Source organism: Bradyrhizobium yuanmingense, assembly GCF_025200905.1.
Lineage (GTDB): Bacteria > Pseudomonadota > Alphaproteobacteria > Rhizobiales > Xanthobacteraceae > Bradyrhizobium > Bradyrhizobium yuanmingense.
Genome location: NZ_CP104173.1, coordinates 7647591 through 7671735, shown reverse-complemented (window position 1 = coordinate 7671735; position 24145 = coordinate 7647591). Strand labels below are relative to the sequence as shown.

Genomic DNA, 24145 nt, shown 5'->3' with positions numbered 1-24145 from the left:
GTATGGCAGGCCGTGCGATGTCATAGGTTCGCGCGTGTCGTCGCACATCGAAAACCGCGATTCCCGCCGATGCCTCCGGGACGGTCGCCCTTGGCGCGGCGGACGCGCGAGGCAGCCCAGTGGCCAGCGCGACGGCAAAGGCCCATGCGATCCATCTCGCCATCACACCCTCACGAGGTCGCCGCGAAGTCAGCCCCGACGCCAGTAGCAGCTCACGCGCGGCACGATCACCGTGCCGCTCGGCCGGTACTCCTGCACATAGGTGGCGTTGCAGACCCGGACCGCGTCGGGGCCGGGATTGTAGCGGGGATAGACGCCGTCCGGGCTGTAGTAGGGCGTGATGCGCAGGCGCGGCCGCTTGCGCGGCGGGGGGACATCGTCCGGCGAGACCAGTTGGGCCATCCGGATTTCGGAACTGGCGGCCTGCGCCTCGGCGCCGACGCAAAACTGCGAAAACAACCCCATGCACAGTAGAGTCAGCGCTGTTTTCGTTCGCATTTTTCCGCCCACCCTGAACCGTCCCGTTGACGACCCACGCTCCCCGTTTTGGCGGCGCCCGTCAACCTCGCCGCGCTTATAAAGCCAGATGCATCAGCGGGAAACCCGCGCTAAGAGGTGCTCATGTGGACGGAATTGAAAGCCCCTTCGCTGGCCGAAATGGAAGCGATGGCTCACGACGTGTTCGAGCGCCTGCCGGCGGAATTTCGCAAGCTTTGCGCGGGCGTGATCGTCCGCGTCGAGGACTTCCCGACCGAGGAGGTCCTGGACGAGATGGAATGCGAGAGCGAGTTCGACCTGCTCGGCCTGTTCCAGGGCGTAGGCCTGCCCCAGCAGAGCTTTGGCGACGTGGCACGGCTGCCCAACATGGTCTGGCTCTACCGCCGCCCGATCCTGGATTATTGGGCCGAGCACGACGAAAGCCTCGGCCACATCGTCCGCCATGTCCTGATCCACGAGATCGGCCACCATTTTGGTCTGTCGGACGACGATATGGCCGCGATTGAGGCTAAGGCGGAGTAGGACGCTCTCGGTCCACCTCTCCCCCACCGGGGAGAGGTGAAATTCCGATGCCGCGCCAGTTCGGCTTCAAACCCCCTACGGCAGATTAGATCTGCCGAATTCGGCCTAGGATTTCCGGCCCGATCGCGATAAATAGCCGGTTCCCTGAACCACGTGCGGGAAAGCGCAACCATGGACAAGTTCACCACGCTGGAAGGCGTCGCGGCGCCGCTGAAGATCATCAATGTCGACACCGACATGATCATTCCGAAGCAGTACCTCAAGACCATCAAGCGCACCGGCCTTGGCAAGGGGCTCTTCTCCGAGCAGCGCTACAAGGATGACGGCAGCGAGAATCCGGATTTCGTGCTCAACCAGCCCGCCTATCGCAACGCGAAGGTGCTGGTCGCCGGCGACAATTTCGGCTGCGGCTCGAGCCGCGAGCACGCGCCCTGGGCGCTGCTCGACTTCGGCATCCGCTGCGTGATCTCGACCTCGTTCGGCGACATCTTCTACAACAATTGCTTCAAGAACGGCATTCTGCCCATCCGCGTCACCCAAGAGGACCTCGACAAGCTGTTCGACGACGCCGAGCGCGGCGCCAATGCGACGCTGACGATCGACCTGCCGAACCAGGAGATCCGCGGCCCCGACGGCGGCAAGGTCAAGTTCGAGATCGACCCGTTCCGCAAGCACTGCCTGATCAACGGCCTCGACGACATCGGCCTCACCATGGAGAAGAAGGCCTCGATCGATTCCTACGAGGACAAGCTCAAGCGCGAACGCGCCTGGGCCTGATCGCAAGTTTTTGTTGAGCCCCGGTGCCGCAAGCGCCGGGGCTTTTTCGTTGCCTGGATTGTCCCGTATAGATTTGCCCATGCTGCCCGAGATCGTCACCTTCTGGCATGGCCCGATGGACGCGCTGCGCCAGACCTGTCTGCGCTCGCAATTGGCTGCCGGCCACAAGGTCACGGTCTACAGCTTCGACACTATTCCCGGATTGCCGGCCGGCGTCGCGAATGCCGAGGCCGAGGCGATCCTGCCGCATGCGTTCTCCGAACGCCTGCGGCCGCCGCAGCCGGACGGCAGCTGGCGCGACTGGACCATTCTGCAGTTCAGCGACTTCTTCCGCATGAAGCTGATGGCGAAGGGCCTCGGCCTCTGGCTGGATGCCGACGTGCTGCTGTTGAGGCCGGTCGAGATCGATCCGGCCAAACCGTACTTCGCCTGGGAGCGGCCGCGCCAGCTCGGCAATTCCGTGCTCTATCTGCCGCCCGCGCACGGCATCGTTGCCGCCTTCGAAGAGCTGATGGAGCAGGAGGAGCTGACGCCGAACTGGCTGTCCGTGCGCCATCGCATCACCTTCATGATGCGCCGCCTGCGCGGCGGCTCGAACCGGCTCGCCGATATTCGCGTCGCGATCTACGGGCCCGCGGCGCTCACCGCGCTCGCGCGCCGTGCCGGCGAGCTGCAGAACGCATTGCCGAAGCAATCGTTCTACGCCGTGCATGCCGAGCCAAAGCTGTTCTTCGATCCCTCGAGCTATCTTGGCCTGGTCACCGACCCCGCCATCATCGGCCTGCACATCTCGCCGAAGGGACGCGGCGGCGAGAAGCCGATTCCCGGCAGCCTGTATGCCTGGGCGGCGGAGAGATTCAGGTAGCTGCTGCGCAGGAGGTGCGCTCCCTCTCCCGCTTGCGGGAGAGGGTCGGGGAGAGGGTCTCTCCGCAATGGGACAATCCCCCAGAGGAAAGAGCCCTCACCCGCGCCTTCGGCGCGACCTCTCCCGCAAGCGGGAGAGGTTGGCAACCCCGCTCTTTCCTGTTTGATCCAGCGCAACGCGCTTCTGCATCATTGTGCTTATCTCGCTCCAATTCCGACCGTCCGAATGGAGCTTTCCATGAGCACCGCAACCAGGCCCTACCCCATCGTCCAGGATCTCATCGAGTCCTTCGCGAACTGGGTGAAGCACCGCCGCGAGATCAACGAAATGCGGCAGCTCGACCGCGCCGATTTCGACCGGATCGCCAATGATCTCAGGATCGCGCCGGACGATCTGGAGGAGCTGGTCCGTCATGGCCGGCACGCCGCCGACGAGCTGCCGAAGATGCTCGAACAGCTCGGCATCAGCACTGAGGCGCTCGGCCGCGCGCAGCCGCTGCTGCTCCGCGACCTCGAGCGGGTCTGCTCGCTCTGCAATCACAAGGGACAGTGCGACCGCGATCTCACTGAGGGCACCGCCGCGGAGAATTACCACGGCTATTGCGCCAACGCCTCGACCCTGGAGACGCTCGAGCGTGCCGACCTCGTGCCGCGGTGAGGCATTGCGCTACTCGATCCATTTCGGCGCGTAAGCCATTCCTTGGCTTTGCGCCGTATCGTGATTGATCCAGATTTCGGCGTTCTCGACGCGTAGCAGCTCGACCACCTTGGCCATCGACGCAACCGTCGCCTGCGGGTCGGCATTGAACGACGGCACGCGCATGTGCCGGAGGTTCTCCCGGTTGTGCGCGACGTCACCGCTCAGCAGCACGGCGCCGCGCCGCGGCAGCTTCACCAGCAGCGAGCAATGCCCGGGAGTATGGCCGGGCGTGAAGATCATGCGCACCGCGCCGTCGCCAAATAGGTCGTGGTCGCCATCGACAATCTCGAAAGGCCGCTCCTGCAACGCCTCGTAGTGCGGCAGTGAGTAGCCGAACTGGTCGGGGTCAGGTCCGAACATGGCTTCGAACTCGGCCCGTTGAGCGATCCATCTTGCGTTTTCGAACAGGTCGACATTTCCGATATGATCGAAATGCGCGTGAGAGAGGAGGATCGTGCCGATATCGCGGGGCCGCACCCCGATTTCATCCAATTGGTCCGCGAGAGGCCGGCGCACGATGCCGCGTATGCCGTGTGCGATGATCCGTCCTTCCGGATGCTTCGCCAGCTCATCCGCTATTCCCGTATCCCAGATCAGCCACTCGCCGCGGTGACGAATGAGATAGGCATTGCAGCTCAATGTCATGGGAATGCCGACATTGATGCCGGGAGAATAGATCGAACCGTCTTCGACCTCAGCAATGCCTCCGTCGAGGATGTAGATCCTGTCGATCGTCGCCATGTGAGAACTCTTCAAGCCGCCGATTCGACGCGCCGCTTCGCCTCGCGCATGTCGCGCCCAGGCGGCATGCCGAACAATCGGCAATATTCCCGCGTGAACTGCGTAACGCTTTCGTAGCCGACCCGATGAGAGGCGGTCGCGATGCTCGCGCCATCGGCCAGCATGGTGCGGCGCGCCTCGATCAGGCGCAGCTGCTTCTGGAACTGAAGCGGGGTCAGCGAGGTGATGCTGCGAAAGTGCAGGTGAAAGGCCGAGTGGCTCATCCCCGCGGCCTTGGCGAGCCGGTCGACACGCAAAGGCTTGGCATAGTCGGCGCGAATGATCGCAACCGCACGGCCGATCCGCTGCGCATGGCTGTCGGCCATACCGAGCGCCCTGATGGCACCACCGTGCCGACCGGCCAGTAGCCAATAATGCAGCTCCCGCAGCACTTGGCTCTGGAGGATCGAGGCGGACGAGGGCCGATCGATCAGGCGCAACAACCGCAGCGCCGCATCGCTCACATCCCGCTCCGCTGGCTCGACCCGAAGCGGCTGCGACGGAACATAAGGCGCGGCCCCCATCTCGACGACCAGCCCCTCGATGACGATGGGATCGAGCTCGACGACGAGCGACAGATAGGGCACCGCGGCTGTGGCGCGCGTGATCTGGCTGACCGTCGGCACGTCGCTCGAGATCACCAGCGAATCGCCCGCACCCAGGTCGAACGACGTGGCGCCGACCGCAACGCGCTTGGCCCCTTGCAGGACCAAAGCGATCAGGGGCTTGGAGATCGCAAATTGGAGCGCGCTCGGCGCGGTCTCACGAATGATCGAGATGCCGGCGAAAGGCGTGGACGCAACGCCTTTGTCGTCGGCACGAGCGGCGGCGTAATTGCTGGCAATCTGGAGCAATGTTTCGGTCACGCGCCCAATCTAGGCCGAGCCAGGCAGGCGGGCAATTGCCGACCGGCGATCAGGCAAGAAGACGGGAATTCCAGGCAAGTCTGTGACTGGCAGTCTGTGGCCGGCGCATTCCTGGAGGATTGGGCAAGATGATCACAGGATCCGGCAACATCGGATGCGCGATCACAGGCAGAAAGGGCCCACCGAAACTTCACGAGGGAGCCTCAAATGCCCACCATTTCGCTCGTCACCGGCGCCAGCCGGGGCCTGGGCCGCAATACCGCAATCGCGATCGCTCGCCACGGCGGCGACGTCATCGTGACCTATCGCAGCGGCGCCGGCGCCGCCCGCGAGGTCGTCACCGAGATCGAGGCGCTTGGCCGAAAAGCGGTCGCGCTCCAGCTCGACGTCACCTCCGTATCGACCTTTCCGGCGTTCGCCGCAAAAGTCGCGTCGGCGCTGGCGGAGCACTGGCACGCCGACAAGTTCGATCATCTCGTCAACAATGCCGGCCAGGGCGAAATGGCCGCCATAGCCGAGACGACGGAGCAGCAGTTCGACGCGCTCTTCGACACCCATGTCAAAGGGCCGTTCTTTCTGACGCAGGCCTTGCTGCCGCTGCTTGGCGACAATGGCCGGATCGTCAACTTCTCGAGCGGGCTGACGCGCGTGTCTTTCCCCGGCTTCTCGGCCTATGCCGCCGCCAAGGGCGCCATCGAGGTTCTGACCGTCTACATGGCAAAAGAATTCGGCGAACGCGGCATCACCGCCAACGTCGTAGCGCCGGGCGCGATCGAGACCGACTTCCTCGGCGGCGCCGTCCGCGACATGCCGGATTTGAACAGGCAGTTCGCGCAAATGACCGCGCTTGGCCGCGTCGGTGTGCCCGACGACATCGGGCCGATGGTCGCGAGCCTGCTCGGTCCGGAGAATCGCTGGGTTACGGCCCAGCGCATCGAGGTGTCCGGCGGCCAGACGATCTGAGTGCGGCGGCATTGGCGCACTCCGTCGCGAGGCGACGGAGTGTGCGAGCCCTCAGCCCTTCCGCATCACCGCGATCGCATCCGCGATTTCGTCACCGCTACCGTCACCGAGAAAGACCCGACCATCTGCCGGACCGCTGATGGCAGCGTACAGCAGAGCTTTCGCTTGTGCGCATCGTCGGATGGCAACGGGCGTAAATAGTATGACTGTTTGCGCGGCGAGGATGCGGGGAAAGCTCACCGCAAATATCCGTGCTTGATCTCGATTATTAGCTCTGTTTGGATCGCTACCGTTCCGCAATTCGCATTTCGGATAATCATGGCGAATGAAACAGATGATTCCCGTCGTTCGTTGGGTGCTCGTTCAACAGAGGACACCGTGACTGCCCACCGCAAGGGCATCGGGAATCGGCTATTGGCGGCGCTGCCGCCGGCGGATCTCGCTTTGCTGACGCCCCACTTCCAGAAGGTCTCGTTCGAACCCGATGCCGTCCTGGTGCGATCGGGCGACGAACTCGACCCCGTCTATTTTCCCCATAGCGGCGCGATCGCCTTCATGCTCGATATGCCGGACGGGCAAACGGTCGCGACCAGCTTGATGGGACGCGAAGGCGCTTTGGCCTCGTTCTCCGTGCTCGGCCCCTCGCCTTCATCCGTGACCGCGATTGCCCGCACAGCCGGCACTGCATCGGTAATTTCCGCCGCCAAATTTCGCGCTGCCCATGCGCAAAGCGCAGCGATCAGGAATGTCGTGCAGGTCCACGCCCGCGCCGTGTTGCTGCAGCTCCAGCATGTCGCCGCTTGCAACGCGCTGCACCGGGTGGATGGCCGCATGGCGCGGTGGCTCCTGCAGCTTCACGACCGCGTTCCCGAGGACCTGCTTCCGGTGACGCAGGAGGCGCTGGCGCAACTGGTTGGGGTCCGGCGGACGACGGTGACTTTGACGATGAGCAAGCTACGCGAGGCCGGCGCCATCCCGTCCGAGCGGCGCGGGTTTGTCGAGATCCATCGGTCGCGGCTCGAGAGGATCGCATGCGATTGCTATGCGCTCATGCAGCGCACGATCGATCGAATGTATTGCCAGGAATTGGCGGCGCCGCAGCCTGCCGATGCGCGGTTCCGGCAAAGCGCCATCGCCGCCTCCCACGGAGCAGGCGGTGAATTCAAAGCCGTTTCGCGGGCGGGACGATAGAGTGCAAAACCTGCGGCGCGTGGAGAAGTGGATCTCGCGCCTCAGCCCTTCCCCATCGCAGCGATCGCGTCCGCAATCGCGATCGTGCGCCGGGCCATGTCGGCGTGCAGGCGTTCCACCATCGCACCATCCAGGCGGATCGCGCCGCGCGAGGCGTTCTCCGGCAGTTCGAACGCCGCGATGATCTTTCGCGCGCGGGCGACTTCCTCCTCCGGCGGGGTGAAGATGGCGTTGCAAGCGTCGATCTGGGAGGGGTGGATCAGCGTCTTGCCGTCGAAGCCGAGGTCGCGGCCTTGCGCGCATTCGGTGGCGAAACCGTCGGAATTTGCGATGTCGCTGTAGGGGCCGTCGAGGATCTCGAGGCCGTGCGCGCGGCTCGCCAGGATGCAATGGGTGATCATCGGGATCATCGCGGCGCGGCCCGGCAGCATCCGGATCCGCGTCTCGCGCGAGATGTCGTTCGGGCCGAACACGAAGCCCGAGAGACGGCGCGAAGGATCGCGGCCGGCGGCGGCCAGTTCCTCGGCATGCAGCACGGCGCGCGCGGTCTCGATCATGGCCCAGACTTTGACGGTCGGCGCGGCGCCGAGCTCGGCCAGCTTGCGGCCGATGGCGTCGAGATCCTCGACGCTTGAAACTTTTGGAACCAGGATGCCGTCCGGCGAGGCCTTGGCGGCCATGGCGGCGTCATCTGGCCACCAGGGCGTATCGAGGCCGTTGGTCCGGATCAGGACCTCGCGCCTGCCAAAACCCTTGGCGGCGATCGCCGCCGCAATGCCGTCGCGCGCCGCCGCCTTGGCCTCCGGGGCGACGGAATCCTCGAGGTCGAGGATCAGGCCGTCGGCGGCGAGATTGCGCGCTTTTTCCAGCGCGCGCGGGTTGGAGCCGGGCATGAACAGATGGCTGCGGCGCGGGCGGGTCATGCTGGCGTTCCTTCCTGGTCTATCGTCCCCCAGGCGATAGCATTTGGCCTGCCCATTCGAAAGGCTTGTCGGTCTTGGCGGTATGTGATTAGGCATGGGCCATGACGACATTCCCGACGCACTTGCTGGAAGGCTACAAGGCCTTCGCCACCCAGCGGCTGCCGACCGAGCAGAACCGCTATCGTGAGCTCTCTGTCAAAGGGCAGTCGCCTGAGACCATGGTGATCGGCTGCTGTGACTCCCGGGTCTCCCCCGAGGTGATCTTCGACGCGGGGCCGGGCGAGCTCTTCGTCGTCCGCAACATCGCGAATCTGGTGCCGACTTATCAGCCTGACGAAGGCGCGCACGGCGTCTCGGCAGCGCTGGAGTTTGCGGTGACAGTGCTGAAGGTGAAGCACATCGTGGTGCTCGGCCACGCCCAATGCGGCGGCATCCGCGCCTTCATCGACAAGATCGAGCCGCTCACGCCCGGCGACTTCATCGGCCGCTGGATGCAGATGTTCATCAAGCCGGGCGAGGTGGTCGAGCAGCGCGAGCACGAGACCATGGCGCAGTTCGTCGAGCGCATCGAGAAGGCCGCCGTGTTCCGCAGCCTGGAAAACCTGATGACCTTCCCGTTCGTCCGCAAGGCCGTGGAGAGCGGCCGGATGCAGACCCACGGCGCCTATTTCGGCGTGGCGGAGGGATCGCTCTTCGTGCTGGACAAGGCGACCAAGGAATTCAGGAACGCACGCGAGGGATAATCCTGCTCACCCTGCGAAATGCGGGACTATCTCATATGATTTGTGGCAGCGGCCTGCGGGCACGCCTCGTCCTTCGAGACGGCGCTTACGCGCCTCCTCAGGATGAGGCTAATCAGCGTCAGTGCTCCTTGAAACTGTTGCCGCGCACTCCGCCCTCATCCTGAGGAGCCCGCCCAAGCGGCCGTCTCGAAGGATGGCCGCAGGGAAAAACTCTCAAATGCGATAGCCCTCCTTGCGCAATAGGGCATATCGGAAGTGCAAATCCTGCCTGACGAATGGCGGAGAGGCGCCTGGTTCGCTAGAGTGTTCTCCATTCGCCACTCGCCATTTGCTCCATCATGCTGATCCTTGCCATCGATACTGCGCTCGAAGCCTGCGCGGCCGCCGTTCTCGACACCGACGCCGGCGAGCTCCTCGCACGGGAATCGCAGCTGATGAAGCGCGGCCATGCCGAGGCGCTGATGCCGATGATCGCGCGCGTGATGCAATCGGCCGGCCTTTCCTTCACCTCGCTCGACCGCATCGCCGTCACCGTTGGGCCCGGCAGCTTCACCGGCCTGCGCGTCGGCATCTCGGCGGCGCGGGGCCTTGCGCTTGCGGCGAAACGGCCGGCGGTCGGGCTGACGACGCTGTCGGCCTATGCCGCTGGGGTCGTCGCCAAGAGCGGAACGGCGCCGGTGATCTCTGCGATCGATGCGCGGCACGATCACGTCTATTTCCAGATCGTCGCCGGCGACGGCAGCCAGCTGGTGCGGCCGGCTGTCGCCTCCATCGACGCGGCGATCGCGGCCTCGCAATTCGGTGCGCCGCATCTGGTCGGCAATGCCGCCGGGATCCTCGCAGGTCGCTGGCCGAAGGACGGACCGCAACCAATTGCGGTCGACGCGCAGCCCGCGCCCGACATCAGCTGGGTCGCCTGGCTCGGCGCGGCGGCCAATCCCGACACCAATCCGGCGCGGCCGTTCTATCTGAAAGCGCCCGACGCCAAGCCGGCGGCATCGACGCCGCTCGCAGCACAAGCCGCGACCTCATGATGGGATGGCTGTCGGAGTGGTGGCGCGGCGGCACCGCCGCCGTCGAGCCCGCGACCATGCGCGATGCCGCGCGCCTCGCGCAGCTGCACGGCGCCTCCTTCGCGCACGGCTGGGGCGAAGGCGAGTTCGAGAGCATGATGAGCGAGCGCAACACGCTGGTGCATCGCTTGCGGCTCGGCCGCAAGACGATCGGCTTTGCGGTGTCGCGGATCGGCGCGGACGAAGCGGAGATTCTCTCGATCGCGGTGGACGGGGCTTATCGCGGCCGCGGCCTCTCCCGCACGCTGCTGATGACCCATCTCGGCCACCTCGCCGGGCGCGGCGTACGCACCATATTTCTGGAAGTGGAGGAGAACAACCAGCCGGCGCGGCGGCTTTACGATCGAGCCGGATTCGTGGTGGTCGGACGCCGCGATCGCTACTATAAGCAGCCCAACGGGGAACAATTGAACGCCCTTCTGATGCGGCGTGACTTGTCGTAACATCGGTGGCAGAAAGCGCCCGCCCAGGCAGACAACGCTATGACCACACTGAAACATTCTTCTGTGTCCAAGACATCCGAGATCGAGGCGCGCTGCGCCGCAACGGGCATGCGCATGACCGAGCAGCGCCGCGTCATCGCCCGCGTGCTGGCCGAAGCGATTGATCATCCCGATGTCGAGGAACTCTACCGGCGCTGCGTTGCGGTCGACGACAAGATCTCGATCTCGACGGTCTATCGCACCGTGAAGCTGTTCGAGGACGCCGGCATCATCGAACGCCACGATTTCCGCGAGGGCCGCGCGCGTTACGAGCAGATGCGCGACAGCCATCACGACCACCTCATCAATCTGCGCGACGGCAAGGTGATCGAGTTCACCTCCGAGGAGATCGAGAAGCTGCAGGCCGAGATCGCCCGCAAGCTCGGCTATCGCCTGGTCGATCACCGGCTCGAGCTCTATTGCGTCCCGCTCGACGACGACAAGCCGACGTCTTGATTGGGCATGACCTGGTCGGAAAACCGCTTCACACTTTTCCGGGTCATGCCTTAAAGCGTGATGTGATTTGGATGAATGGTCATCGCGCTTTGGGTCTTTGTTTGAGCATGATCTTTTCGGAAAACCGCTTAACACTTTTCCGGATCATGCTCTGATGCCCATCGACCTCATCATCTTCGATTGCGACGGCGTGCTAGTGGACAGCGAGGTGATCTCCTGTCGCGCGCATGCAGACGTGCTGACGAAGCACGGCTATCCGATCACGTCGGAGCAGGTGCTGGTCCGATTTCTCGGCGTGTCCGAGAAAGACGCGCGGCGGATGGTCGAACAGGAGATCGGCCGCAGTCTTCCCGACGATCTGGAGCAGCAGATCAATGCGGCCACGCTGCAATCCTACGCCAGCGATCTGCAGCCGATCATCCATGTCGCGGCAGCAATCGCCGCGATCGACCTGCCCAAATGCGTTGCGTCGAGCGGCACGCCGGACAAGATCCACCACGGCTTGACCTGCGCCGGGCTCTACGACCTGCTCGCCCCGAACATCTTTTCCGCCAACCAAGTCGCGCGCGGCAAGCCCGCGCCCGATTTGTTCCTCTTCGCCGCGGCGCAGATGAAGGTCCCACCCGAGCGGTGTCTCGTGATCGAGGACAGCGTCCCCGGGGTCACAGGCGCGCACGCCGCCGGGATGACCGTGCTCGGCTTTCATGGCGGCGGCCACTGCCCGCCGGGCCACGCCGAACGGTTGCGCGCCGCAGGCGCCAACCTGACATTCGACGATATGCGGCAATTGCCGGAACTGGTCCGGCGGGTTGAGGCGGACGCTCTGGCGGGCTGATTTTCGCCCAGACCGTTATTCCGGGGCACGCGTGGGCGCGTGAACCCGGAATCTCGCAGCAAAACTCTGGATTCCGGGTTCGCAACTGCGTCGCGCCCCGGAATGACAAGCGGAAATGGCTCCATTCGCTGGATTTTCGGCCCTCCAGCCTATATCTGAGGGCCGTCCTCCAGCTCCATTTCGGGTTCCATGACGCCGCCGCGCAAGCTGCACATCAAATCATATGGCTGCCAGATGAACGTCTACGATGCCCAGCGCATGGTGGACACGCTGGCCCCGGAAGGATTCGTGGAGACGGCGAGCGCGGAGGATGCCGACCTCGTCATCCTCAACACCTGCCATATCCGCGAGAAGGCCTCGGAGAAGGTCTATTCCGAGCTCGGCCGGCTACGCGTCGCCAAGGACGAGGCCGCGCGTGCAGGCCGCGCGATGCAGATCGCGGTGGCGGGCTGCGTGGCGCAGGCCGAGGGCGAGGAGATCGTGCGGCGCGCGCCTGTCGTCGACGTCGTGGTGGGACCGCAGAGCTATCATCATCTGCCGGAGCTGTTGAAGCGCGCAGAGGGCGAAGGCCGCGCGATCGAGACCGAATTTCCCGCCGCCGACAAGTTCGGCTTCCTGGCCCAGCCCAAGCCGGACGCGATCCGCGCGCGCGGCATTTCCGCTTTCGTCACGGTACAGGAAGGCTGCGACAAGTTCTGCACCTTCTGCGTCGTGCCTTACACGCGCGGCGCCGAAGTCTCGCGCCCCGTGGCGAAGATCGTCGAGGACGTGAAGCGGCTCGCTGACAACGGCGTGCGCGAGCTCACGCTGATCGGGCAGAACGTCAACGCCTATCACGGCGAGGGGCCGGACGGACAAACCTGGCCGCTCGGCCGGCTGCTCGAACATCTGGCGGCGATTCCCGGCATCGCGCGGCTGCGCTATTCGACCAGCCACCCCCGCGACGTCGATGACAGCCTGATCGCGGCCCATCGCGATCTCGGTGCCCTGATGCCGTTCGTGCACCTGCCGGTGCAGTCGGGCTCGGACCGCATTTTGGCGGCCATGAACCGCAAACATACCGCCGATGATTACCGGCGGGTCATCGACCGTTTTCGTACCGCACGCCAAGACATTGCTTTTTCATCGGATTTCATCGTCGGCTTCCCCGGCGAGAGCGAGCAAGATTTTCTCGCCACCCTCGCGCTTGTCACGCAAATCGGCTACGCTGCGGCCTATTCGTTCAAATACTCCGCCCGGCCGGGAACGCCGGCCGCGGACATGCAGGAGACGGTGTCCCCCGCCGAGATGGACCAGCGATTGGAGCGGCTCCAGGAACTGATCGACAGCCAGCAATCGGCCTTCAACAAGGCCGCGATTGGCTCAACGGTCGACGTGCTGTTCGAGCGTCCGGCGCGCAAGGAGGGCCAGATCGTGGGCCGCACCGCCTACCTCCAGCCCGCCCACGTAATGGCCGCGCCCGACATCATTGGACAGATCCTGGCTGTCAGAATCGACAGCCTCGAGCGCTACAGTTTTCTCGGCGAGCTCGTGATGCCGCGCAAGGCGCGCGAGCCCGCTTTATCGCAAGCCAGTGGAGCCTGAACCCTTGCCCAAAAGCGCATCGGATTCGTCTTCGTTCGCTCCCAGCCGCAAATTTGACCGCGACATGCAAGTTCCGCCCGAGACCCAGGTCGTCATCGACTTCGACGACAACCGCGCCGCTTCCGCGCTGGTCGGCCCCTACGGCCAGCACCTGGCGCAGATCGAGCGGCGGCTCGGCGTCATCGTCGATTCCAAGGGCAACCACATCACCATCGGCGGCACCCGCGACGGCTGCGACGCTGCGCGCCGCGTGCTGGAGATGCTCTACGCGCAGGCCGCGAAGGGGCACGATCTCGACCAGGGCGAGGTCGAGGGCGCGATCCGCGCCGTGATCGCGCAGGGCTCGCTGTTCGAGTTCGACGCCAAATCGGCCAAATCGACCTTCGACAGCATCAACTTGCGCAAGCGTCCGGTGCGGGCACGCACGGCGGCGCAGGATTCCTACATCCGCGCGCTGAAACGGCACGAACTGGTGTTCGGCATCGGCCCCGCCGGCACCGGCAAGACCTGGCTCGCCGTCGCGCATGCCGCGCAGCTGTTCGAGCGCAAGGAGGTCGACAAGATCATCCTGTCTCGCCCGGCGGTGGAAGCCGGCGAGCGGCTCGGCTTTCTGCCCGGCGATCTCCGCGAGAAGGTCGATCCTTATCTGCGGCCGATCTACGATGCGCTCTACGACCTCATGGATGCGCGCATCGTCGAGCGCGCGCTGCAGACCGGCGAGATCGAGATCGCGCCGCTCGCCTTCATGCGCGGCCGCACGCTGACCAACGCCGCCATCATCCTGGACGAGGCCCAGAACACCACGTCGATGCAGATGAAGATGTTCCTGACGCGTCTCGGCGAGAACAGCCGCATGATCGTGACGGGCGATCCCTCGCAGATCGACCTGCCGAACGGCCAGACCTCGGGCCTGGCCGAGGCGACCCGCCTCCTGAGCGGCGTCGAGGGCATCGCCCAGGTTCATTTCAAGGCCGAGGACGTGATCCGCCACGAGCTCGTGGCGCGGATCGTCGCCGCCTATGAAGGGCCGCCGCAGCGGCCGGCCACCGGTCAATCCTGACGAGGCAGCACCGGACCAAACAGGGCGCGAGCACGGCACCCTTCGTCCGAGACAACACAATGTCCCATTCCAACCTTCCCATGACCGAGGTCCTCGTCGTCGCCGATTGCTGGCAGCGCGAGCCCGATTCTGAAGCCGTGATCCAGCGCGCACTGGCGGCGGCCGCCGAGAGCGTCGACGAGTACGTTGCCGACGCCGAAGTGGCCGTGATGCTGACCGATGATGCCGGCATCCGCACGCTCAACAGCAACTGGCGCGGCATCGACAAGCCGACCAACGTGCTGTCGTTCCCGGCGCTGCAGCCGGAGGGCGCGTGGAAGCCGGGCGATGCCCCGCGCATGCTCGGCGATATCGCGATCGCCTACGAGACCATGCGGCGCGAGGCGGACGAGGAGCACAAGCCGTTCGACCATCATCTGAGCCACCTCGCCGTGCACGGCTTCCTGCACCTGATCGGCTACGACCACGAGAACGAGGGCGACGCCGAGGAGATGGAAGCGCTCGAAACCGAAATCCTCGCCCATCTCGGCATCCCCGATCCCTATGCCGACCGCCCGGGGACGCACTGAGATGCCGGATTCCGAGCCTACCCACGACAATCCCCGCACCACGGCCAATTTGCCGGTTGTGGTGACGCCGGGCGAGGTGCTGCGCCCGAGCGCCGAAAGCTGGCTGCTGCGCGCCATCCGCACGCTGTTCGGCTGGAAGGCAGGGTCGGTGCGCGACGACCTCCAGGTCGTGCTCGACGCCTCGACGCCCGACGACACCGGCTTCTCCGCGGTCGAGCGCACCATGCTGCGCAACATCCTCAGCCTGCACGAGCGCCGCATCGCCGACGTCATGGTGCATCGCGCCGACATCGTCGCGGTCAAGCGCGACATCCCGCTCGGGGAACTGATGGACCGCTTCGAGAGCGCCGGCCATTCGCGCCTCGTCGTCTTCAACGAGACGCTCGACGATCCCGTCGGCATCGTCCACATCCGCGATTTGCTCGCCTTCATGACCGCGCGCGCCCGCGTGTCGGAAGCCACCAAGACCAAGCGCAAGAAGCCGCTGCCGGCCGGGCTCGATTTGCGCGCGGTCGATCTCGCGCTGCCGCTTCACGAGGCGCACATCATCCGCAAGCTGCTCTACGTACCGCCGTCGATGCGGGCGATCGACCTGCTCGCGCAGATGCAGGCCTCGCGCATCCATCTGGCGCTGGTGGTCGACGAATATGGCGGCAGCGACGGGCTGGTCTCGATCGAGGACATCGTCGAGCAGATCGTCGGCGAGATCGACGACGAGCACGACAGCGACGAGCCGCCCTCGATCGTGCGCCTGCCCGACAACGCCTTCATTGCCGACGCCCGCGCCAGCCTCGACGACGTCCGCTCTGTGATCGGCGAGGATTTCGTCACCGGCGAGGCCGGCGAGGAGGTGGAGACGCTGGGCGGCTATCTCGTCAGCTTCGTCGGGCGCCTGCCGGTGCGCGGCGAGGTGATCTCGGGCCCCGGCAATTACGAGGTCGAGGTGCTCGATGCCGATCCGCGCCGCGTCAAGCGGCTACGCATCGCGACGCGGAAGGAACGCCCGGCGCCCCGCACCCAGCGCGAGAGCCGGCGGCGTGAAGCCACGCCGGAGAGCGGACAAGCGCCGGCCAGCGACACGCCGACATCGCCGCCGCGCGACGGGGCCGCCTCGCAGTGAGCCCATCGCAGCGCCTTCGGCAAATTGCGCTCGCCATCATCCTCACCTGGGGATGGCAGCGCGCAGTCGTCGCCATGGCGGCCGGAGCGCTGTCGGTGCTGGCGCTGGCACCGTTCAACCTCTTTCCGGTGCTGTTCGTCACCTTCCCGGTGCTGATCTGGCTGATCGACGGCGCCGGGGCCGGCCGCTATGGCGGCGTGCCCGCCGCCGCCCTGACCGGCTACTGGTTCGGGCTCGGCTATTTCGTGCCCGGCCTCTACTGGATCGGCTACGCCTTCTTCGTCGAAGCCGACACATTCGCCTGGCTGACGCCGTTCGCGGTGCTGGGCCTGCCGGCCTATCTTTCGATCTTCACGGCGATCGGCTTTGCGCTGGCGCGCCTGCTCTGGAGCAAGAACGCCACGCGCGTGCTGGCGCTCGCAGCGAGCCTCACCATCAGCGAATGGCTGCGCGGCCATGCGCTGACCGGCTTTCCCTGGAACACGTTCGGCTATGCGTTGTCCGAGCCATTGCCGCTGGCGCAGACGGCCTCGCTGATCGGCCTGTGGGGCGTGACGTTCCTGACGATTGCGATCTTCGCGAGCCCGGCGACGCTGATCGACCGCACGCCGGATCGGCGCCTGCAATGGCGGGTGCCGGCCGCGGCCGTCGCGCTCCTGCTCGTCATGAGCATCTTTGGCGCAATCCGCCTGTCGCTGCATCCGACCACGATCGTATCCGGCGCCAAGCTGCGCCTGATGCAGCCCAACCTGCAGCAGGACGAGAAATTCAACTATGCCGCCAAGCCGGAGGTGATGAAGAAGTACCTTGCGCTGTCGGACCGCGCCTCCGGCCCGCAATCGACCGGCGTGCGCGATGCCACCATCCTGATCTGGCCGGAATCCGCCTTTCCGTTCTTCCTGACCCGCGAAGCCGACGCGATGGCGCAAATAGCCGATCTGTTGCCGAAGGGCACGGTGCTGATCACGGGATCGGTCCGCGCGCCCGATGTGCCGCGGGGCACGCCGATCACGCGCGCTTACAACTCGATCTACGTGATCGATCACGACGGCAGCGTGCTCGCCGTGTACGACAAGCTGCATCTGGTACCGTTCGGAGAATTTCTTCCGTACCAGTCGTTGATGGAGAAGCTCGGTTTCGAGCAACTGACGCGTGTGCGCGGCGGCTTCATTCCAGGCACCGTGCGGCATGCGCTCCCCGTTGCCGGCGCGCCGCCCGTGTTGCCGTTGATCTGCTACGAGGCGATCTTTCCCGACGAAGTGGCTGTACGCAACGAACGTCCGGGCTGGATCGTGAACCTGACCAATGACGGCTGGTTCGGCATCTCGACCGGTCCCTACCAGCACCTGGAACAGTCGCGGATGCGCGCGATCGAGCTCGGATTGCCGCTGGTCCGCTCGGCCAATACCGGCATCTCCGCAGTGATCGATCCGGTCGGCCGCACCGTCGCGAGCCTCGGTCTCGGCCTCGAAGGCATTTTGGACGCAAACCTGCCGGCCGCGATCCCACCGACGGTTTATGCACGGGTGGGTGATGTGCCCGCAATCATGCTCGTCGCGGTGGCCGTGCTGTTGGCGGTCCGCCGACGAATAGGCAAACGCCAGCCCTAATCGCACCGCCGCCGCAGCGGCCGGAATCCTTTGACAACCGTAGTCCCACGGTTGACAGACTGCACGCGGGCTCCCCATTCTGCACCGGCTGCGAAAGATGGCGGTGCATTGCTAAATTTCTCCGCAATGTTTCCCAATAACAGGGTTTGATTTTGACGGTGCTGCACCCGAGGCATGCTTGATCATTGCGCCGAAGGTGGTGTTTGGAGGGCTGAGGAAATGTCGAAAGCGCCCAACCCTGTTGACAAATATGTCGGCAGTCGCGTGCGCATGCGCCGCATCATGTTGGGCATGAGCCAGGAGAAGCTCGGTGAAGCTTTGGGCCTGACTTTCCAGCAGATTCAGAAGTACGAGAAGGGCACCAACCGGGTCGGCGCAAGCCGCATCCAGCAGATCGCGGAGATTCTGCAGGTGCCGGTGTCCTTCCTGTTCGAGGGCGGCCCGAGCGGCGTGCCGGGTCCGGATGGCTTCAGCGAAGGCGCCTCGCCCTCTTACGTCTCGGACTTTCTCGCCACCTCCGAAGGGCTCGCTTTGACCAAGGCGTTCACGCGAATCACTGATTCGAAGATGCGCCGCTCGATCGTCGATCTCGTCGAGCAGATTGCGGCCCGCGAAGGTCCGGACAAGCGTTGAAGCTCATGTCCCCCGCGATTTGAGACTGCATCAAATCTGGCCTATGTCGTCATTTACGACCGCGCTTTGATGCGCGTCCGCTTCGATGATGCGATTCAAAGGCACAGATGCGTCCATGACCGGCTCCAATTGGTTCGATTCACAAACTATTCTCGATGGCATCCGCCGCTGGGTGGAGATCGAGACGCCGACGGAAGCACCTGAACAGGTCAACAAGCTGGTCTCCGTGGTCGCGGAGCAATACGGCGACCTGCCCGTCACGCTCGAGCGCATCGCCGGCACGGACGGCTGCGGCGATCATCTCGTGGCGCGCACGAATTGGGGGCAGGATCAGCCGGGCATCCTGGTGCTGAGCCATCTCGATACCGTCCATCCCATCGGCTTCATCGAGCGCCTGCCGTTCAAGGTCGAAGGCGACGTCGCGTTCGGTCCGGGCATCTACGACATGAAAGGCGGCGCCTACATCGCCCACCACGCCTTCCGCGCGCTTTGCGCGACGGGCGATCGCTCGCCGCTCGGCATCACGCATCTGTTCACCTCCGACGAGGAGATCGGCAGCCCGACCTCGCGTGCGCTGATCGAGCAGGAAGGGCGCAACGCCAAATACGTGCTGGTGACCGAGCCGGCGCGCGACGGCGGCAAGATCGTCACCGGGCGCAAGGGCGTCGGACGCTTCCGGGTATTCATCAAGGGCGTGCCCGCGCATGCCGGCTCGCGGCCCGAAGACGGCCGCAGCGCCGTTCGCGAACTCGGCAACATCATCCTCGCGCTGGAAGGAATGAACGATGTTGCGCGCGGCGTGACCGTCAATGTCGGCGTGGTGCGCGGCGGCACGCGCCCCAACGTCACGCCCGAGGAGGCCTATGCCGAAGTCGATCTGCGCGTCGTGAGCCTCAAGGACGCGGACGAGTTCGTCGGCAAGATTCTCTCTTTGACCTCGAAGACCGATGGCGTCACCGTCACGGTCACGGGCGAGCTCAACCGGCCGCCTTACGAGAAGAGCAATGCGGGAGCTTCGCTGTACGAGCATGCCAAGACGCTCGCCGGCGAGATCGGCTTCGAGCTGATCGACACCCACACCGGCGGCGGCTCGGACGGCAATTTCACCGCTCCCTTCACCGCAACGCTCGACGGGCTCGGCGTCGACGGCAAGGGTGCACACACCCATTATGAGCAGCTCTATGTCTCCTCGCTGGCCCCACGCGCGCGGCTGCTCCATCGGCTTTATCAGACGCTGCGATGAGCGAACGTAAATCAAGCCCCGACCGCGACGACAGCGAGCGCGCCTTCTTCGGGCGCCGCAAGGGCCACAAGCTGAGGCAACACCAGGCCGGCTTGATCGAGCAGCTGCTGCCGCATCTTGCCCTCGATATCGACGGTGAGGCGCCGGCGGACGCCCGCGACATCTTCGATCCCGCAGCCGACGACGTCAGGCTCGAGATCGGCTTCGGCGGCGGCGAGCATCTCGCGGCCGAGGCACAGAACTTCCCCACCACCGGCTTCATCGGCTGTGAGCCCTATGTCAACGGCATGGCCAAGATCCTCGCGCAGATCGAGGCGGCCAACATCGGCAACATCCGCCTGTTCGCGGGCGATGCCGCCGAGCTCTTGGCTTGGCTTCCCAAGGAGTCGCTGTCGCGGATCGACCTGATCCATCCCGATCCCTGGCCGAAGCGGCGACACTGGAAGCGGCGCTTCGTCCAGGACCGCACCATTGCCGCGATGGCGCGCGTGCTCAAGCGAGGCGGCGAATTCCGCTTCGTCTGCGACATCGACGATTACTGCGCCTGGACACTGTCGCATCTTGCGCGCTCGCAGGACTTCGTCTGGCTGGCCGAACGCGCCGACGATTTCCGGCTTCCATGGCCGGGCTACACCATGACGCGCTACGGCCGAAAGGCCGCGCGCGAGGGACGCAAGGCGGCTTATCTGCGGTTCAGGCGGGTGGGTTAGCCGTCATTGCGAGGAGCCCGCGACAAATTGCAAGGCAATTTGCGCTGGCGACGAAGCAATCCAGAGCGTTTTCGCGGAACGAGTTCTGGATTGCTTCGCTTCGCTCGCAATGACGGAGTGGGACGCTAGATCGTCTGCCGGTTGCGCCAGAAATTCACGACGCGTTCGGCGGTCGTCGGCATCAGGCGCGTGAAGTTGATGCGGGCGGCCTCGATGTCGGCGTCGGCCGGCGTGCGGTTCGAGCCGTACCAGAGCAGGATAAGCGCGCGTACCGTGGGCCAGCCGAGGTTCAGCACCCGACCGAGGATCAGCAGCGGATCGTAGCGGTCGCCTGCGATCAGGCGGTCGAGGACCTGGAGGCGAACGCCCGACATCGCCGACAGCGCGGCGACCGATTCCTCGTATTTGTGCGCCTTGGCGAAACCGAGCAGCGCGCTCTCGCCGAGATGGCCCTCGCGATTCAAGGTCAGCACGGTGTGCTGTGCCGCGGAGTAGTCGCGGCGCGGACCCGGCGGCAATGCGGCCTCCTCGATCGCCGCCATCGCGCGCTTGATCTCGGCCTGGCGCGCGGGATTGACCACGGTGGAGAGGCGACGGCGGATGACGTCGAGCGTCCCGTCGAGCAGCTGCTTCAGGTGCTCCCCGGAAAGGTCGTTGCGCTGGCCGATCCTCAGCGTCAGCACCCCGTCCTGCGCCGCGCGCTTGATCAGCTCGGAATAGCTTCCGGGCGAGAACACTGCACCGGCATTGGCTGCGGCACGGCGCATCACGTCGCGATCGCCGCGCTCAACCAGCACGTCGGTGACGACGGGCGACAAAGCGGGACGCTCGGTCATCGCCAGCAGATGACCCTGGCCCTTCAAGCGCGCGATCTCGACCAGAGCCGCGTCGTCGAGCACTGGCGAGCGGCGCAGCACGGGGCCGGCGACCGCGATCTCGTTTTCGCGCGCGAGCTGATTGACGAGGTGCGGCGGCGCGTTGTTCAGGCGCGAGAAACGCTCGGCCAGATCGGCGCGCGAGGCCAGCTCGGCATGGGGCACGAGATCGATCAGGAGATTGTCGAACAGATCGATCAACTCGGGGCGGAGCTTGTCGGCATCCCGAAAGAACAATTGGGAGATGGCACGCGCGATCTCGCCGCGGCGGCGCGGATCGCCGCGCTTGACGATATCGTCCAGTCCAGAAATGAGCGACGTGGCAACGGTCATGAAAACGCAACTCGAACGGGGCACGCCGCGGGTGCGCCCTAGGTCCAAGCCGCCCCACAATCGGGAAATCTAGGCCTGCTTGATGAAGGAAGCGTTGCAGGGCCCGCAGACGGGCGCAAAAAGGCCCCGTTCCCGCTGCAATGGGCCTTGTCCGGAGAAGCGGAAAGGGCTATATCAGCGCCAATTCATCTTCTCATACGATCCGCGTAGTGAGAGTGGGCCCGCAAGGACCCGCTCTTTTTTATTACCTGAACGCGGCTCGGCGGGAGATGCGCCCGACGTGTGGTCGGGAAAGTTCCGAAGCGGGCTTTGAAATCGTAACCAAGCCTTAACCAACGAGCGCTCTGACCCTGGACATGACCGAACCGAACCCTGGTTCCACGGATGCCGAATTGCTGGCCGAGCCGCGGCTCGTGGTCGAGCCCGGCGTCGCGGCACGGGTGTCCGCGGTGGCAGGTCCCGTGCTGCAGGGCATGGGCTACCGCCTGGTCCGGATCCGCATTTCCGGCGAAGCCGGCTGCACCGTGCAGATCATGGCCGAGCGGCCGGACGGCTCGATGCAGATCGAGGATTGCGAGGCGATCTCGCGGGCCCTGTCGCCCGTGCTTGACGTCGCCGATCCCATCGACCGCGCCTATCGGCTCGAGATCTCCTCGCCGGGAATCGACCGCCCGCTGGTGCGCCGCTCCGATTTCGAGCGCTATTCCGGGCACCTGGTGAAGATCGAGATGGCGGTCGCGCATGAGGGGCGCAAGCGCTTCCGCGGCACGCTCGGCGCGGTCGAAGGCGACCGCGTGCATCTGCATCGCGACGATGCCAAGGCTGGCGACGATGCCGACGTTCTCCTGACCATGGAGGATATCGGCGAGGCCCGGCTGGTGCTGACCGACGAGCTGATCGCCGAATCCATGCGCCGCGGCAAGGCCGAGGAGCGCAAGATGCGCAGGGATCTCGGACTGGAGCCGCCGGCTGCACCGCACGCGGAGATCAGTGCGAAGATCACCAAGAACACCAAGCCGAAGAAGAAGCCGGCCCCAACCAACACGAAGAAACATCGCCTTGCCGCCGAACGCGCGCGGCGCGGCGAGATCGAGCCTGACCAAGGAGACTAGCCATGGCAGTCAGCGCCAACCGACTCGAATTGCTTCAGATCGCCGACGCCGTCGCACGCGAAAAGTCGATCGACCGCGGCATCGTCATCGCGGCGATGGAGGACGCCATCGCCAAGGCGGCGCGCGCACGTTACGGCAGCGAGACTGACGTTCATGCCGAGATCGACCCGAAGAAGGGCGAGCTGCGGCTGTCGCGCCACATGCTGGTGGTCGACAAGGTCGAGAATCACTCCAACCAGATCTCGCTGGTGGACGCGCAGCGCGCCAATCCCGGCGCCCAGGTCGGCGACACCATCGCCGACACCCTGCCGCCGCTGGAATATGGCCGCATCGCCGCGCAATCGGCCAAGCAGGTCATCGTGCAGAAGGTGCGCGAGGCCGAGCGCGACCGGCAGTACCAGGAATTCAAGGACCGCATCGGCGACATCGTCAATGGCGTCGTCAAGCGCGTCGAATATGGCAGCGTGATCGTCGATCTCGGCCGCGGCGAAGCCATCATCCGCCGCGACGAGATGCTGCCGCGCGAAGTATTCCGCAACGGCGACCGCGTTCGCGCCTACATCTTCGACGTCCGCCGCGAGACGAGAGGCCCGCAGATCTTCCTCTCCCGCACCCATCCGCAGTTCATGGCGAAGCTGTTCGCGCAGGAAGTGCCGGAGATCTATGACGGCATCGTCGAGATCAAGGCGGTGGCCCGCGATCCGGGCTCGCGTGCGAAAATCGGCGTGATTTCCCGCGATTCCTCGGTCGATCCGGTCGGCGCCTGCGTCGGCATGCGCGGCTCGCGCGTGCAGGCCGTCGTCAACGAGCTGCAGGGCGAGAAGATCGATATCATTCCATGGTCGCCCGACATCGCGACCTTCGTGGTCAACGCGCTGGCGCCGGCGGAAGTCTCCAAGGTCGTGATCGACGAGGACCGCGAGCGCATCGAGGTCGTGGTGCCCGACACCAACAACCAGCTCTCGCTCGCGATCGGCCGCCGCGGCCAGAACGTGCGCTTGGCCTCGCAGCTCACCGGCTGGGATATCGACATCCTGACCGAGCAGGAGGAATCGGAGCGCCGCCAGGCCGACTTCGAGAACTCGACCCGCGTCTTCATGGAATCGCTCAACGTCGACGAAGTGGTCGGCCAGCTGCTGGCGTCCGAGGGCTTCACCTCGGTCGAGGAGCTCGCGATGGTGGACGTCAAGGAGCTCGCCGGCATCGAGGGCTTCGACGAGGAGACCGCGCAGGAGCTGCAGAATCGCGCCCGCGAATATCTGGAGCAGCAGGAAGCCGAGCTCGAGGCGAGGCGCAAGGAGCTCGGCGTCGAGGACGCGCTCAAGGACGTGCCCGGCGTGACCTCGAAGATGCTGGTGAAGTTCGGCGAGAACGACATCAAGAGCGTCGAGGACCTCGCCGGCTGCGCCACCGACGATCTGGTCGGCTGGACCGAGCGCAAGGAAGGCAGCGAGCCGACCAAGCACGCCGGCGCGCTCGACGGCATCGACATCTCCCGTGACGACGCCGAAGCGATGATCATGCAGGCCCGCGTCAAGGCCGGCTGGATCACCGAGGCCGATCTCGCCAAGCCCACCGAGGAGGCCGAGGCGACCGAAGATCAACCGGCTTAAGGGCAAAGGA

26 protein-coding genes are annotated in these 24145 nt (G+C 65.2%); 21 read left to right on the top strand and 5 right to left on the bottom strand.

What is annotated here, in order from left to right:
- Positions 1 to 189: 189 nt before the first annotated feature.
- Positions 190 to 465, bottom strand: a complete 276-nt coding sequence (locus N2605_RS35575) for a hypothetical protein (RefSeq protein WP_036008907.1) — start codon at positions 463 to 465, stop codon at positions 190 to 192.
- A 156-nt stretch (positions 466 to 621) separates the two neighbouring features.
- Here N2605_RS35575 and N2605_RS35570 point away from each other — a divergent pair, with 156 nt between their 5' ends.
- From N2605_RS35570 to N2605_RS35555, 4 genes are all read left to right on the top strand, one after another.
- Positions 622 to 1020, top strand: a complete 399-nt coding sequence (locus N2605_RS35570) for a metallopeptidase family protein (RefSeq protein WP_225186558.1) — start codon at positions 622 to 624, stop codon at positions 1018 to 1020.
- Between the two features lie 171 nt (positions 1021 to 1191).
- Positions 1192 to 1797 carry a 3-isopropylmalate dehydratase small subunit gene (gene leuD / locus N2605_RS35565; RefSeq protein ID WP_057026583.1) on the top strand — a complete coding sequence of 202 codons (606 nt, stop codon included), beginning with the start codon at positions 1192 to 1194 and terminating at the stop codon, positions 1795 to 1797.
- Between the two features lie 79 nt (positions 1798 to 1876).
- On the top strand, positions 1877 to 2662 hold the full coding sequence (locus N2605_RS35560; protein WP_036040796.1) for a glycosyltransferase family 32 protein: 786 nt from the start codon (positions 1877 to 1879) through the stop codon (positions 2660 to 2662).
- 237 nt (positions 2663 to 2899) lie between these two features.
- Complete coding sequence (locus tag N2605_RS35555) at positions 2900 to 3319, top strand: hypothetical protein (RefSeq protein ID WP_109145541.1); 420 nt, start codon at positions 2900 to 2902, stop codon at positions 3317 to 3319.
- A gap of 9 nt (positions 3320 to 3328) precedes the next feature.
- Here N2605_RS35555 and N2605_RS35550 read toward each other — a convergent pair whose 3' ends face one another.
- A complete protein-coding gene (locus tag N2605_RS35550; RefSeq protein WP_260345330.1) occupies positions 3329 to 4102 on the bottom strand; it encodes an N-acyl homoserine lactonase family protein in 774 nt (257 codons plus the stop codon).
- 11 nt (positions 4103 to 4113) lie between these two features.
- Positions 4114 to 5007 carry an AraC family transcriptional regulator gene (locus N2605_RS35545; protein ID WP_260345328.1) on the bottom strand — a complete coding sequence of 298 codons (894 nt, stop codon included), beginning with the start codon at positions 5005 to 5007 and terminating at the stop codon, positions 4114 to 4116.
- A 207-nt stretch (positions 5008 to 5214) separates the two neighbouring features.
- Here N2605_RS35545 and N2605_RS35540 point away from each other — a divergent pair, with 207 nt between their 5' ends.
- Positions 5215 to 5970 (top strand): SDR family NAD(P)-dependent oxidoreductase, encoded by a 756-nt coding sequence (locus N2605_RS35540; protein ID WP_260345326.1) that lies wholly within the window; start codon positions 5215 to 5217, stop codon positions 5968 to 5970.
- Between the two features lie 378 nt (positions 5971 to 6348).
- A complete protein-coding gene (locus N2605_RS35535) occupies positions 6349 to 7161 on the top strand; it encodes a Crp/Fnr family transcriptional regulator (protein ID WP_036024531.1) in 813 nt (270 codons plus the stop codon).
- 41 nt (positions 7162 to 7202) lie between these two features.
- Here N2605_RS35535 and N2605_RS35530 read toward each other — a convergent pair whose 3' ends face one another.
- Positions 7203 to 8084, bottom strand: coding sequence for an HpcH/HpaI aldolase/citrate lyase family protein (locus N2605_RS35530; RefSeq protein WP_036008938.1), 882 nt, complete (start codon positions 8082 to 8084; stop codon positions 7203 to 7205).
- Positions 8085 to 8185: 101 nt separating this feature from the next.
- Between N2605_RS35530 and N2605_RS35525 the strand changes: the two genes are divergently transcribed.
- From N2605_RS35525 to trmB, 13 genes are all read left to right on the top strand, one after another.
- On the top strand, positions 8186 to 8827 hold the full coding sequence (locus N2605_RS35525; RefSeq protein WP_036008941.1) for a carbonic anhydrase: 642 nt from the start codon (positions 8186 to 8188) through the stop codon (positions 8825 to 8827).
- Between the two features lie 338 nt (positions 8828 to 9165).
- Positions 9166 to 9861: a tRNA (adenosine(37)-N6)-threonylcarbamoyltransferase complex dimerization subunit type 1 TsaB gene (gene tsaB, locus N2605_RS35520; protein ID WP_260345320.1), complete on the top strand. Its 696-nt coding sequence runs from the start codon at positions 9166 to 9168 to the stop codon at positions 9859 to 9861.
- Entirely contained in the window at positions 9858 to 10343 is a 486-nt protein-coding gene (rimI, locus tag N2605_RS35515; RefSeq protein ID WP_036008947.1) for a ribosomal protein S18-alanine N-acetyltransferase, read from the top strand. The genes tsaB and rimI overlap by 4 nt, the downstream gene beginning before the upstream one ends.
- Before the next feature lie 39 nt (positions 10344 to 10382).
- Entirely contained in the window at positions 10383 to 10838 is a 456-nt protein-coding gene (locus N2605_RS35510; protein WP_225148322.1) for a Fur family transcriptional regulator, read from the top strand.
- A gap of 154 nt (positions 10839 to 10992) precedes the next feature.
- Positions 10993 to 11673 carry an HAD family hydrolase gene (locus tag N2605_RS35505; protein WP_036024524.1) on the top strand — a complete coding sequence of 227 codons (681 nt, stop codon included), beginning with the start codon at positions 10993 to 10995 and terminating at the stop codon, positions 11671 to 11673.
- Between the two features lie 189 nt (positions 11674 to 11862).
- On the top strand, positions 11863 to 13257 hold the full coding sequence (gene miaB, locus N2605_RS35500; protein ID WP_260345316.1) for a tRNA (N6-isopentenyl adenosine(37)-C2)-methylthiotransferase MiaB: 1395 nt from the start codon (positions 11863 to 11865) through the stop codon (positions 13255 to 13257).
- A 64-nt stretch (positions 13258 to 13321) separates the two neighbouring features.
- Complete coding sequence (locus N2605_RS35495; RefSeq protein ID WP_036008958.1) at positions 13322 to 14317, top strand: PhoH family protein; 996 nt, start codon at positions 13322 to 13324, stop codon at positions 14315 to 14317.
- Between the two features lie 59 nt (positions 14318 to 14376).
- Positions 14377 to 14886, top strand: coding sequence for an rRNA maturation RNase YbeY (gene ybeY, locus N2605_RS35490; protein ID WP_260345315.1), 510 nt, complete (start codon positions 14377 to 14379; stop codon positions 14884 to 14886).
- Between the two features lies 1 nt (position 14887).
- The gene (locus N2605_RS35485; protein WP_036008986.1) at positions 14888 to 16006 is read left to right on the top strand and encodes a hemolysin family protein; all 1119 of its coding nucleotides are present in this window, start codon (positions 14888 to 14890) and stop codon (positions 16004 to 16006) included.
- The gene (gene lnt, locus N2605_RS35480) at positions 16003 to 17616 is read left to right on the top strand and encodes an apolipoprotein N-acyltransferase (protein ID WP_225142386.1); all 1614 of its coding nucleotides are present in this window, start codon (positions 16003 to 16005) and stop codon (positions 17614 to 17616) included. Before N2605_RS35485 ends, lnt begins: the two co-directional genes overlap by 4 nt.
- A gap of 219 nt (positions 17617 to 17835) precedes the next feature.
- Positions 17836 to 18249, top strand: coding sequence for a helix-turn-helix domain-containing protein (locus N2605_RS35475; protein WP_018319423.1), 414 nt, complete (start codon positions 17836 to 17838; stop codon positions 18247 to 18249).
- A gap of 85 nt (positions 18250 to 18334) precedes the next feature.
- Positions 18335 to 19492, top strand: a complete 1158-nt coding sequence (locus N2605_RS35470; RefSeq protein WP_260345314.1) for a M20 family metallopeptidase — start codon at positions 18335 to 18337, stop codon at positions 19490 to 19492.
- A complete protein-coding gene (trmB, locus tag N2605_RS35465) occupies positions 19489 to 20202 on the top strand; it encodes a tRNA (guanosine(46)-N7)-methyltransferase TrmB (protein WP_109141849.1) in 714 nt (237 codons plus the stop codon). The genes N2605_RS35470 and trmB overlap by 4 nt, the downstream gene beginning before the upstream one ends.
- Positions 20203 to 20327: 125 nt before the next feature.
- Here trmB and N2605_RS35460 read toward each other — a convergent pair whose 3' ends face one another.
- Positions 20328 to 21410: a DUF2336 domain-containing protein gene (locus N2605_RS35460; protein WP_260345311.1), complete on the bottom strand. Its 1083-nt coding sequence runs from the start codon at positions 21408 to 21410 to the stop codon at positions 20328 to 20330.
- Positions 21411 to 21766: 356 nt separating this feature from the next.
- On the opposite strand from N2605_RS35460, the gene rimP reads away from it, so the two are divergent.
- Together rimP and nusA are read left to right on the top strand one after the other, a co-directional pair.
- The gene (rimP, locus tag N2605_RS35455; protein WP_225113789.1) at positions 21767 to 22522 is read left to right on the top strand and encodes a ribosome maturation factor RimP; all 756 of its coding nucleotides are present in this window, start codon (positions 21767 to 21769) and stop codon (positions 22520 to 22522) included.
- Positions 22523 to 22524: 2 nt separating this feature from the next.
- Positions 22525 to 24135 (top strand): transcription termination factor NusA, encoded by a 1611-nt coding sequence (nusA, locus tag N2605_RS35450; protein ID WP_036024506.1) that lies wholly within the window; start codon positions 22525 to 22527, stop codon positions 24133 to 24135.
- Positions 24136 to 24145 lie beyond the last annotated feature (10 nt).